This window comes from Campylobacter sp. P0109 (genome assembly GCF_002138755.1).
Classification (GTDB): domain Bacteria; phylum Campylobacterota; class Campylobacteria; order Campylobacterales; family Campylobacteraceae; genus Campylobacter; species Campylobacter devanensis.
In genome coordinates this window covers 99,270-110,910 of the sequence record NZ_MJKK01000004.1, presented here as the reverse complement: position 1 = coordinate 110,910, position 11,641 = coordinate 99,270, and the positions used below count along the sequence as shown (strand labels likewise).

The following is an 11,641-nucleotide window of genomic DNA, read 5'->3' as shown; positions in this document are numbered from 1 at the left end:
CTAAATATATTAGAATTTAATATATTTTTTTATAAAATTTGTAGTTTAGAAAATTGCGGGAGAGCAAAATGAGTACTAATCTACTAAATAATCAGCAAAAAGAGATTGGCGATGAAGCTTTCATTACTACAAAGACAGATTTAAAAGGCTACATTACTTATGCTAATAGCTATTTTTTAAATATCGTAAATGCCAAAAATTCAGATCTCATAGGCAAAAATCACAATATAGTTCGCCATCCCGATATGCCAAAGTATGTATTTAAGCTACTTTGGGATAGGATAAAAAATAAACAAGAGATATTTGCTTTTGTTAAAAATATAACCTTTGATGGTGGATATTACTGGGTATTTGCCAATGTTACAAGCTCTCTTGATGAAAGTGGCAATATCATAGGCTACTACTCAGTGCGACGCAAAGCCAATCCACAAGCCGTGGAGAAAATCATCCCAATATACCAAAAAATGTTAGAATTAGAAAAATTCAGCGGAATCGAAGCTAGCCAAAAATATATAGCCGATTTATTAGCTACACACAACACTACATACGACCGCTTTGTCAATGAACTACAAAGAACAAAAGGATAGTAAATGGGTATATTTAGCAAAAAAAGTAAATTTGATGATATTGTTTATAATGAGATAGTAGCAGTAGTATGTGGCGCATCAAAAGGCAAATTAGAAGCTAGGATTACAAATATTGATAATGATTCTAGATTAGTAACGATAGCTAAGTATATCAATGACCTTTTAGATCAAGTAGAAGCCTTGCAAAGAGAGACTCAAAGTAGCATTTTAGCAGCCAGAAGTGGCAAAGAGTATCGAAATATCTATGTTGAGGGATTTAAAGGAATTTTTAGAAATAACGCAGAATCTCTAAGCGAAGGCGTAACCGGTGTTTTAGAGGGGCAAAAAGGAAAAATCAGAGGAATTTTAAGCCAAAAATTTACCGAACTTGGCAATGGCACAAATGGAATGGATAGCGTTCAAAGAGATCTAATCGCAAGTGTAAGTGATTTAGCTAAGGTAGTAAATTCTAGTCAGCAAACTGCCGCTATTGCCGCCCAGAGCATAAGCAAAGTCGAAGAGCTAAGTTCAAATTTTCATATAATAACATCAAATACTAACCAAACTACTCAAAATATATATCAAAGAGCAACCGATATTAGTAGTGTAGTAAATTTAATTAAAGATATAGCTGACCAAACTAATCTTCTTGCTCTAAATGCCGCCATTGAAGCAGCTCGTGCCGGTGAGCATGGTAGAGGATTTGCAGTTGTTGCTGATGAAGTTAGAAAATTAGCAGAAAATACAACTAGGGCTACTGCTGATATTGAAAGTACCGTAACAATGCTAAGTCAAGACGCCGATGAATTAAACCGCTCAACTGATATGATAAATCAAGTGGCCCAAACCGCTTTAGATAACACAGATAAATTAAAAGAGGCTTTAGAAAATTTTAGTACTGACGCAGCTACTACAGCTAAAGTCTCAGAATTAACGCAAAATAAAACTATTGGAATTTTAACCAAAATTGATCTTATTTTAGCCAAAACCACAGCTTATAATAACGCATTAAATGAGCTAAAATTTACTCCAGAGCAAAAAGCGCATATAGATGAGTTATTGCATGATTGTGAGAGTAATTTTGCTAAATTCAGCCCAGAACAAACTGCTAAAATCAAAGAGGCTTTAGAGTTGATAATTAAAGTTTTAAGAGATGAAAATAGACAAGATATAGATAAACTTGTTGATAAATTTAATACCATAGAACAAAATAGTAGTTTTATCTTTAAAAGCATAGATAGCGTAGTATCAAATAAAAATTAATTTAGGATTTATATATGAGTTTAGATTTTACCCATCTGCATTTACATACTGAGTATTCGCTTTTAGATGGAGCTAATAAGATTAAAACTTTAGCTAAAAGACTAAAAGAGATGAATATAAAATCTTGTGCTATTACTGATCATGGAAATATGTTTGGAGCAATTGAGTTTTATAAAGGGATGAGAGCTGAGGGGATAAAGCCAATTATAGGTCTTGAGGCCTACATTCATAATAGTGATGATATAAGCTCTAAAGAGAGTAGATATAGATTTCATCTATGCTTATTTGCCAAAAATGAGATAGGATATCAAAATTTAATGTATCTTAGCTCAATGAGCTATATCAAGGGCTATTACTACTATCCAAGAATCAATAAAAAGCTATTAAGAGAGCATAGTGAGGGGCTAGTTTGTAGCTCGGCTTGTTTGGCTGGAGAGGTGAATTTTCATCTAAATTTAAGTGAGAGAAATATCAAAAGGGGTGCAGGCGGATATGAAGCAGCTAAGGCCGCAGCACTAGAATATAAAGATATATTTGGCGATGATTTTTATCTTGAGATTATGCGTCATGGGATATTTGACCAGCAGCGAATCGATAGCGATATTATCAGATTATCTAAAGAGACTGGTATTAAATTAATCGCCACAAATGACGCTCACTATACCAGCAAAGATAACGCCATAGCACAAAAAATCTTTGTCTATATCTCAGCCAATAAAAATTTTGATGAGAGTGTCAAAGAGCAGGTTTTAAGTGAATTTTATGCTAAATCCCCAGAGCAGATGAGCGAGATTTTCGCTGATATCCCAGAAGTGATATCTAATACCCAAGAGATAGTAAATAAGTGTAATTTAGAGATTAAATTAGGCAACGCCACTCCGCCAAATTTCAAATTCACTCAAGAATATGCCAAAGCAAGGGATCTAGCCTTGCCAAACCCAGATTTAGAGTATGATTTGGATAATGATAGCCTTTTGTTTGAATATGAGTGTAAAGAGGGGCTTAAAAAGCGTTTAGAGTTTATCGATCCTAGCAAACATCAAATTTACAAAGATAGGCTAGACTTAGAGATAAACACCATTAAAAATATGAAATTCCCAGGCTACATGCTTATCGTGGCTGATTTTATAAACGAAGCCAAAAAGCGTGGTATCCCAGTAGGCCCTGGGCGTGGCTCGGCCGCTGGAAGCTTGGTAGCTTACGCCCTTCGTATAACTGACCTTGATCCGATCCCATATAACTTGCTATTTGAGAGGTTTTTAAATCCTGAGCGTATAAGTATGCCTGATATTGATGTGGATTTTTGTCAAAATCGCAGAGGCGAAGTTATTGATTATGTGATTGAAAAGTATGGCCAGTATAATGTCGCTCAAGTAGCTACATTTAGTAAGCTCTTAGCCAAAGGCGTTATAAGAGATGTCGCTAGGGTTATGGGTATGCCATACGCTGATGCTGATGCGATGGCAAAGCTAATTCCTGATGAGCATAGCTTAAAAGGCTACACAAATAAAAATGGTGAATTTGAGCCTGGAGCCTTTGAAAAAGAGCCAAAAATCGCTGAATTGATAGAGAGTAATGAGCTAGCTAGAAGCGTGTGGCAATATGCTTGCGAGCTTGAAGGCTTAAATAGAAATCCCGGTATGCACGCTGCTGGTATAGTAATCAGCAATGAAGAACTATGGAAAAAGGCACCACTATGGCGACAAAGCAACGCCGAAGATGGCCACTATGTCACGCAATATACTAAGGATTATCTTGAAGATGTAGATCTTATTAAATTTGACTTTTTAGGGCTTAAAACGCTAACTGTGATTGATGATGCGATTAAGCTTATTAAAGCTAGATTTAATCAAGATATTTTATGGGAAAAGATCGATTTTAACGACCCTAAAACCTATCAAACTATACAAAGCGGCAACACTCTTGGAATTTTTCAGATAGAATCTAGCGGAATGCAAAAATTGGCCGCTAAGCTTAGGCCAGATTGCTTCGAAGATATAATCGCTATGATCGCACTCTATCGCCCAGGGCCGCTAAATTCAGGTATGGTGGATGACTTCATAGATATTAAACACGGTAAAAAGAGTGTAGAATACGCTTTTGATGCCTTGCGACCGATATTGGAGCCGACTTATGGAGTTATAGTCTATCAAGAACAAGTCATGCAAGTAGTCCAAACTGTGGGTGGATTTAGCCTTGGTGGAGCAGATTTAGTCCGTAGAGCAATGAGTAAGAAAAAAGAAGATGAGATGCTAAGGCTCAAAACTCAGTATCTAGATGGCGCTTCTCAAAATGGCTTTGATAGAGATAAGGCTGATGCGCTCTTTGAGCTGATTATGAAATTTGCCGAATATGGATTTAACAAATCCCACTCCGCAGCTTACGCTCTTATCACCTTTCAAACAGCATATTTAAAGACATATTATCCGGCTGAATTTATGGCTGCTCTTTTAAGTAGTGAAGAGAATAACGCCGATAAAGTCACCAAATATATAGAAGAGATCCGCCGTTTAGATATAGAGCTACTCCCACCTAGTGTTACTAAAAGTAGTAGTGAATTTAGCGTTATTAGCAAGGATGGTAAGGATGCTATCATCTATGGACTGGGCGCTATCAAAGGCGTTGGTGGATCTGCGATTGAAGATATCACAAATATCAGAAAAGATGGCCTAAATAGCTTAGAAGATCTAGTATCTAAGAGCGATTGTACCGCAGTAAATAAGCGAGTTTATGAATCACTCATAAAATCAGGTGCCTTGGATGAATTTGGCTACACTAGAAAAACTTTGATGCAAAATATTGAGTATCTCACAGACCAATCCAAAAAGAGCTCCGATATCAAAAAAGAGGCGCAATTCTCGCTATTTGGCGATGATGAGAGTATGAGTAAAATGGTGCTTAATCTAAGCTTAGCCCCAGATGAATTCACTCAAAGAGAGCTTTTAAGCTTCGAACAAGAGTATCTAGGTGTATATATCAGCGGGCATCCATTAGATGAGTTTAAAAGTAGCATTGAAGCCATTTCACATACGAATTCAACGCAGTTTGACACTATCGAAGATGGCAATGAGATTATCGTAATAGGCAAGATAGAAGATATTTCAATCAAGCTGACAAAATCTGGCAATAAAATGGGTATCATAACCATCCTTGATATGTATGGAAGTATGGAAGCTACGGTATTTTCTCACATACAAAAGATAGAATCAATGCCAAAAGATGAGCTAAATAAACCGCTTGTATTTAAGATGCTTTTTAATAGAGACGACCAACAAGTCAAACTAAAAGTAAATGAAATTTACACTCTTGAAGAGGCTGAAAATACCAAAATCACACTAAAATCCAACAAAATCACCGCCGAAGAGATAGAAGAGAATAAAGAGTATTTCGACGCCATCAAGCACTCTACAATCCTAGATATCTTAAAAAGTGCTAAAAACGGCGAACATCTCATCATCGCTAAACTAAATGATATCAGCATCAAAGACACAAAATCAGGCAATAAAATGGCGGTATTAAGCGTAACTGACAAAAGCTCAAATGCCGATATGTTTGCCTTTGATGTGGCTTGTACTCAAGCTAGCGAGATAATCAACACAGATAGATTATACGCGCTCAAAGTCACACCACCAAGAGACACAAACTCAAAAATGATAGTCAATCAAATCATCGATATAGACGAGGCAAAAAATGGCGATATAACCCTTAGAAACGCACCTAAAAAACGAGCCGCAAATATAGAAGCCACTACCGAAAAACCTAGCTCAAATATCGTTGGAAAATTAGAAATTGAGCTAAAATTAAGCGCTTTAAACAAAAATAAAATCAATCAAATTTACCAACTCGCACACAGACACAACTCCATAATCGGAACCAAAAAGAGCTTGATTTTAAGGGTTTTAGATGAGAATAAAACGCAAATTATGCAGTTTGTAACTGAATTTAGCGTAACTGATGATTTCGAAAGTGAGCTAAATACGCTTTTAGTTGGATAAATATATTAAATTATTGAGTTGTAATTTTGAAAGAATATTAAAATGAACAAAAAATTATCTAAACCATTTTTAAAATGGGCTGGTGGAAAAGGGCAGCTTTTAAATAAATTTAAAGAGCTATATCCACAAGAATTAATAAATGGAGAAATTAAAATATATATTGAGCCATTTGTCGGTGGTGGTGCTGTTCTTTTTGATATTTTACAAAATTATCAAATTGAAAAAGCATATATAAATGATATTAACAAAGAGCTTATTAACTGCTATCGTTGTATTAAGGCAGATCTTAAAGAAGTAATAAAACAATTAGATATATTAGAAAAAGAATATTTGACAAGCGAAGATAGAACTAATTATTTTTATAAAGTTAGAGATAGATACAATAAAATTCATTTAAACGAACACTATGACTTTGAAAAATGTGCTGATTTTATATTTTTAAACAAAACTTGTTTTAATGGACTTTATAGGGTTAATAAAGATGGAAAATTCAATGTACCACACGGCAAATATAAAAATCCACTAATTTGCGATAAAGAAAATTTAAGGTTGTGTTCTACTCTATTACAAAAAGTTGAAATAAGTTTTGGTAGTTATGAACAAGTCTTAGAAAAAGCAGATAATAACACATTTGTATATTTTGACCCACCATATAGACCACTTATGGAAAAGAATTCATTTGTGAGTTATGATAAATCTGGATTTGATGATAATGATCAAATAAAACTTACAGAGAATTATAAATTTTTAGATAATAAAAAATGTCTGTTAATGCTTTCAAATTCTGACCCTAAAAATACAAACGAAGAAGACAATTTCTTTGATGATATTTATAAAGGTTTTGAAATTGAGAGGGTTTTTGCAAAAAGAATGATAAACTCTTCAGCAAGTAAGCGTGGCGATATAACTGAAATTGTTATAATGAACTACAAAAGGAGAAAATAGAATGAATATTTTAAAAACATTTATTGATAATTCTATAGTATATTATGATCGTGGTAAATTTGACGACTATTGTGTGTATCTAAAAGAAAAAGATTTATCTGCAAAAGCTCCCAGAGATATTGAATATTTTCAATATTTCATTGATTTAACTAAAATTTATGGTAATAGTAAAATATATAATGATTTTTGTTTGATATATGATAAAACAACTAATGTTGTTAACAATGCAATACTTAACCTAATAACTGAAATAAGTGTTTCGTATGGAGAAAATTCCTTGTGGGTTGATAAATGGTTTACCGTGATATATCTAGGAATGGTGGCTGAAGAAAGAAAAGCTAATGCAATACTAAAGAAAAAAATTAAACGATTAGGGTTTCATCAAATTATGATGGAAAATCTATCGGCCTATGAAGCTGCAAATTTTAGCAGAGGAAAACGTGCTGTAATATTGTTACAAGAATGTCAAAAAAGAGGTTTTTAATATAAAAAGAAATTTTAATGAATGGTTTGCAAATTTTACTGATAGTATAGCAACTTACGAATATTACACAGACTTTTAGCATTGTTTATAAAAAACATAGATAAAATCAAAGTTGAGTTGAATATTATGAGCTCTTTAATAGGTTCAAAAAATATGAAATATGACTTTGATTTATTATTTAATAAATACCCTAAAATAAGAAAATGTTTACCTCTACTTATTGCTGTAAAAGAAAAAGAAATCAAAGTAATAGATAATGGAAAAAATTAAAATATAACTTTACTAATATTGACAATATTGAATTGTTAAAAAGATTTATGAGAAAAACTGGTTTATCTGACCTAATTTCAAATCTAGGTAAAGTTGCTAAAAGATTTGATTATGTAGTTAAAACCAATAATTGCATTTATGCTTTTGAAACAAACTTTTATTCAAGCAATGGCTCTAAACTAAACGAAACTACTAGAAGTTATAAAATGCTAGCTGAAGTTTCTAAAAGTTTTCTTGACTCTTTGGTTTGAATATACGATAAAAACACTAAATTATTCTTAAGCTTATTAACTTTTTTGCATTTATAAAATCACTAAAATATTAAACAAAACGCTATTTATTAAATATTTCTACTCCATCAAATCCAAGTTCATTTGGTAAAATCGGGCCGTTAATTATAGTTGGAGTGATAATAAAGATTAATTCACTAGTTTTGCTAGTTTGTCGGTCGCTTTTAAATAGATACCCAAGCAAAGGAATATCACCCAAAATTGGAACTTTATTAATCTCATTACCTAGACTTTTAGCGATTAAACCACCTAAAATTATACTATCACCACTAGAAATTTCTACCACAGTAGATAACTTTTTTTGCATAGTATCTGGAGCGATTACACGAGGTTGTGTCTGCTTAGCATCATCAGCTGAATATTTAAAGCTGCTTAAGCTAGGATTTATACGCAGCATTATGCGATTCTCATCGCTAATTTCAGGTAAGAGGTTTAGTAAAATTCCTATAAATACAGAGTGCTGTTTATAAGTAGTTTTAGTAATCTCACTAGTATCATTATTAGTAATATCTTCAGCAATTCTATAATTGATATTATCACCTACTGAGATTAGAGCTTGTTGATTGTTCATTGCCATTATTTTAGGACTTGAGATTATTTGACTTTTCCCATTAGTATTTAAAAAATTTAATACGCCATCAAGGCTAAGACGTAAATCTCCGCCAATGATAAATCCGCCAGAGATATTCTTTAGGCTATGGGCTGGATTTTGAGTAGTGCCTTTATTAAAGATTAGGCGTGATGAAGTACCATCGCTTAAATAACTTTTAAAACCAAGCTCAAATTTACTCCAATCAACACCTTTTGTATAGCTATTATCTAGCTCAACAGAGATTATTTTTACATCGATTAAAACCTGCTTTTTAAGTCGGTTTGAGAGCAAATTTAGATAGTTTTGTACTCTTTGTAGTTGATTTGCAGTACCAGTGATATGAATTAGCCCAGCTGCTGGATTAATGATTGGGGCTGGAGCAATAAATGAATCATTATGGCTATTTAATACTAATTTTAGCTCATTAGCAAGATCTTGCCAAAAATCAAATTTTTCTGTAGTTTTTATTATATTATCTTGATTATTTTCATCATTTTGACTACTATTTTGATAATCCTCGCCAATCTCTATCGGAGCTGAATCTACAGAAGCTTTAGTAATTGCTTGACCTTGTCTAGCTGAGATAATATAATCCATTTTAAAGGTTTTAGTTTGTATATATGACAAACTTAACATTTTGTCATTAAACTCATAACTAAGATCATTTGACTCAGCTACTAAGCGTATAATTTCATCAAGACTAAGGCGTGAAATATTTATTAAATTTGTTGGAGTTTTTAATGCATTAGTGGCATTTGAATCGCTTAAAGCAATGCTAAATTTGCAAATATTTGCAAGCTGAGCTAAAATTTCATATGATGTTATATTTGGGCTTAGACTCATATCTAATTTCTTATTTTTGCACTCATTTGCATTTAGATTTATAGTTAATGCAGCTAGGCTTAATATTTTAAAAAACTTTAATATCATTATTTACCTCTGAGATTGAAAGCCTAATTTTATTATTATTATGCAGTATTATTACAGTTTGGTTTTCTATCCCTAAAATGCAAATCTCTTGACAACTTTGACCTAGTTCATACCAATTAGAGTTGATTTTGGCTCTATTTTCTATTATAGCCTCTAATTTTAAAGTGCTAGAATTAAAGTCTGTTTGAACATTTTGAGTGATGTAAAATGGCGATTTTACTTGGTTTATATCGCTTAAATTTGCCCTTAATGGGCTTTTATTGTATAAATCTAATATATATTTGTATTTAGTACTTAAATCTTGAGAAAATAGCAAAGTAGTCATGGTTAAAAATAAACAAAGCAATCTCATTTGACGCTCTGCAAACTTAGTCTAATTTGACTACTATATGGCTCAAATCTAGCCTCTTTAATATCTATAAAGCCCCCTTTAAGCTCATCTATAAAAGCTAGTGTTTGAGTAAAAGTCGAACTAAAAGATAGATTATAATCATATAAAATAGCACTATTTTCTTTTATATTATTTGGCGTAATTTGAGAAATCTTTATATTATGTTCTTTTGCCTTATCCGCAATAAAGCTTAAAATCTCACTACTAGAACTAAATTTATCCAAGATTGCGACTAGATTTTTAGTGTGAGATTGGATAAAGCTATTCTCAGCTTTTAAATTTTCTAGTTCAATTTTACTGTCTTGCAATCTTTTTGTTGCTAGCTCTAAGCGATTTTGAATTTGCTGCGGAGAATTCATACTGATATAGTTATTTAACTGTAATTCATAATTAGTTAAAGCGCTTTGATAGAGTCTATCAAAATAGTCCCAGCTAAGATAAAGTAGATAAAACATAATCAAAAATCCACCCATAAATATCATATGTTGTTCTCTTTGGCTGCGTGATTCTAACAAGGATTTAAAATCCATTTTCTTGTTCTATCGTAAGGTTTGATTCAAAAATATTTTGATTGCTAATGAGTTGGCCAATGTAAGTTTTAGCGCTAAAAGAGTTTATAAAATTATTAATATTTTGAGTATCTTGTGAGATGATTGCAATGTTGATTTGATTATTTTTTAATTCTATATTCCTTGCTTGAAGCGAATATTTATCCATCAAATTTGCGATATTTGCTAAAATTATAGCTAGATTTTGGTTATTAAATTTACTTGCAATAATATCGATTGTAGCTAAGTTTTTATTTATATTATTTTTTATATTTTGAATTTGTATGGTTATACTTTTAATCTCATTATTTAGTGCTATTAGACTACTATTTAAACTACTCACGCTTGAGTTTTGCAAAGTCAAATTTGCTCCAAGTTTTGTAGATTTAGCCTCTATATTAAAAGTTAATATTAGCATATAAATCGGATAAATCAATCCCAAAATCGCTCCAGCAGCAATACTAATAAATAGCCTACCATCAGCTCTTTTATATAGCGGTTTAGGCTTGTTAAATAGTGTAAAATTTAGCAGCTGCCCTTTATGTATTAGCTCCTTAGCGTATATTGCCATCATTAAATTAAGCGGTGCTGGACTTTTAAAATTATCTAAAAACTCAAACCCTCTAACCTCTTGCCCAAGCTTATTAGATAAAGCAGTATTAAGACCTATAATATCTCCTATAAATGAACTAAGATATATCCTATCTGGTATGATTTTATCGATATTTGCAATACTTTGGATAGTTTGAATAGTTATATTTAATAACTCAGTAAATTTATTGCTATTTTGATCTATAATCTTAGCCGTGCATTCAATTTTGTAATTCCTAGCTATCTTAGGCAAAGTATCACATATAATTCCATGATGCATAACATATCGCCCATTACGATAAAAGCATAAATAACTCTCATCATTATCATAAAATATAAAACAATCTATGCTAGATTTATCAAGTAAATTAGAGCTATAAAATCCACCCATTAACAAAGGAGATGGAATAATTATATTAATATTTTTTAAGATATTAATTGCTTGAGTATCTAATTCCTTCAAAGCTAATTCAATATCGATGATATAAAGCATATAACCACCATCACTATCATCAAAATAGCTAATCTTATACTCTTTTTGCGGATTTAAAAGCAGCTCATCGTATGCAAATTTGATAATCTTTATACCTAGATTCTCTTTCTCATCAGTATAATATTTTAGAGTTGTTAAAGCTTTAGCTGGTATAAAACAAATACTAAATTCATTATTTTTTACTTTATATTTTACTTTAGGATTAAAGTGATTTGAGTAGTCATAAATTACATTTTTATATAAATCAACGCAGACCAAGCTACTCTTTTTCAACTTTTTACCT

Annotated in this window: 10 protein-coding genes and 1 pseudogene; 7 read left to right on the top strand and 4 right to left on the bottom strand. The window is 32.0% G+C overall.

Translation table 11 applies throughout. The features are described 5' to 3' along the window. Positions 1–68: 68 nt before the first annotated feature. From CIGNP109_RS05365 to CIGNP109_RS05335, 7 genes and pseudogenes are all read left to right on the top strand, one after another. On the top strand, positions 69–587 hold the full coding sequence (locus tag CIGNP109_RS05365) for a PAS domain-containing protein (protein WP_086228497.1): 519 nt from the start codon (positions 69–71) through the stop codon (positions 585–587). Between the two features lie 573 nt (positions 588–1,160). Next, positions 1,161–1,829 (top strand): annotated as a pseudogene (locus CIGNP109_RS08865) (methyl-accepting chemotaxis protein); the annotation flags it as partial. Between the two features lie 14 nt (positions 1,830–1,843). After that, on the top strand, positions 1,844–5,824 hold the full coding sequence (dnaE, locus tag CIGNP109_RS05355; protein ID WP_086228496.1) for a DNA polymerase III subunit alpha: 3,981 nt from the start codon (positions 1,844–1,846) through the stop codon (positions 5,822–5,824). 42 nt (positions 5,825–5,866) lie between these two features. Then, complete coding sequence (locus CIGNP109_RS05350) at positions 5,867–6,769, top strand: DNA adenine methylase (protein WP_086228495.1); 903 nt, start codon at positions 5,867–5,869, stop codon at positions 6,767–6,769. Between the two features lies 1 nt (position 6,770). Next, positions 6,771–7,253, top strand: coding sequence for a DUF7004 family protein (locus tag CIGNP109_RS05345; RefSeq protein WP_086228494.1), 483 nt, complete (start codon positions 6,771–6,773; stop codon positions 7,251–7,253). Between the two features lie 81 nt (positions 7,254–7,334). After that, complete coding sequence (locus CIGNP109_RS08860; protein WP_442861892.1) at positions 7,335–7,523, top strand: DpnII family type II restriction endonuclease; 189 nt, start codon at positions 7,335–7,337, stop codon at positions 7,521–7,523. 47 nt (positions 7,524–7,570) lie between these two features. Further along, complete coding sequence (locus CIGNP109_RS05335; RefSeq protein ID WP_086228492.1) at positions 7,571–7,774, top strand: DpnII family type II restriction endonuclease; 204 nt, start codon at positions 7,571–7,573, stop codon at positions 7,772–7,774. Positions 7,775–7,856: 82 nt separating this feature from the next. Here the strand turns inward: CIGNP109_RS05335 and mshL are convergent, their stop codons facing one another. From mshL to CIGNP109_RS05315, 4 genes are read right to left on the bottom strand one after another with little or no spacing between them, the layout of a single operon-like run. Next, positions 7,857–9,335 carry a pilus (MSHA type) biogenesis protein MshL gene (gene mshL, locus CIGNP109_RS05330; protein WP_086225122.1) on the bottom strand — a complete coding sequence of 493 codons (1,479 nt, stop codon included), beginning with the start codon at positions 9,333–9,335 and terminating at the stop codon, positions 7,857–7,859. Next, complete coding sequence (locus CIGNP109_RS05325) at positions 9,316–9,687, bottom strand: hypothetical protein (protein ID WP_086228491.1); 372 nt, start codon at positions 9,685–9,687, stop codon at positions 9,316–9,318. Before CIGNP109_RS05325 ends, mshL begins: the two co-directional genes overlap by 20 nt. Continuing rightward, positions 9,684–10,256 carry a hypothetical protein gene (locus CIGNP109_RS05320; RefSeq protein ID WP_086228490.1) on the bottom strand — a complete coding sequence of 191 codons (573 nt, stop codon included), beginning with the start codon at positions 10,254–10,256 and terminating at the stop codon, positions 9,684–9,686. The genes CIGNP109_RS05325 and CIGNP109_RS05320 overlap by 4 nt, the downstream gene beginning before the upstream one ends. Next, positions 10,246–11,631, bottom strand: coding sequence for a hypothetical protein (locus CIGNP109_RS05315; RefSeq protein WP_086228489.1), 1,386 nt, complete (start codon positions 11,629–11,631; stop codon positions 10,246–10,248). Before CIGNP109_RS05315 ends, CIGNP109_RS05320 begins: the two co-directional genes overlap by 11 nt. Positions 11,632–11,641 lie beyond the last annotated feature (10 nt).

What these genes read in the sequence shown, in the direction of transcription:
- CIGNP109_RS05365 (WP_086228497.1), top strand. Translation starts at nt 69, where the DNA reads ATGAGTACTAATCTACTAAATAATCAGCAAAAAGAGATTGGCGATGAA.
- dnaE (WP_086228496.1), top strand. Translation starts at nt 1,844, where the DNA reads ATGAGTTTAGATTTTACCCATCTGCATTTACATACTGAGTATTCGCTT.
- CIGNP109_RS05350 (WP_086228495.1), top strand. Translation starts at nt 5,867, where the DNA reads ATGAACAAAAAATTATCTAAACCATTTTTAAAATGGGCTGGTGGAAAA.
- CIGNP109_RS05345 (WP_086228494.1), top strand. Translation starts at nt 6,771, where the DNA reads ATGAATATTTTAAAAACATTTATTGATAATTCTATAGTATATTATGAT.
- CIGNP109_RS05335 (WP_086228492.1), top strand. Translation starts at nt 7,571, where the DNA reads ATGAGAAAAACTGGTTTATCTGACCTAATTTCAAATCTAGGTAAAGTT.
- mshL (WP_086225122.1), bottom strand. Translation starts at nt 9,335, where the DNA reads ATGATATTAAAGTTTTTTAAAATATTAAGCCTAGCTGCATTAACTATA.
- CIGNP109_RS05325 (WP_086228491.1), bottom strand. Translation starts at nt 9,687, where the DNA reads ATGAGATTGCTTTGTTTATTTTTAACCATGACTACTTTGCTATTTTCT.
- CIGNP109_RS05320 (WP_086228490.1), bottom strand. Translation starts at nt 10,256, where the DNA reads ATGGATTTTAAATCCTTGTTAGAATCACGCAGCCAAAGAGAACAACAT.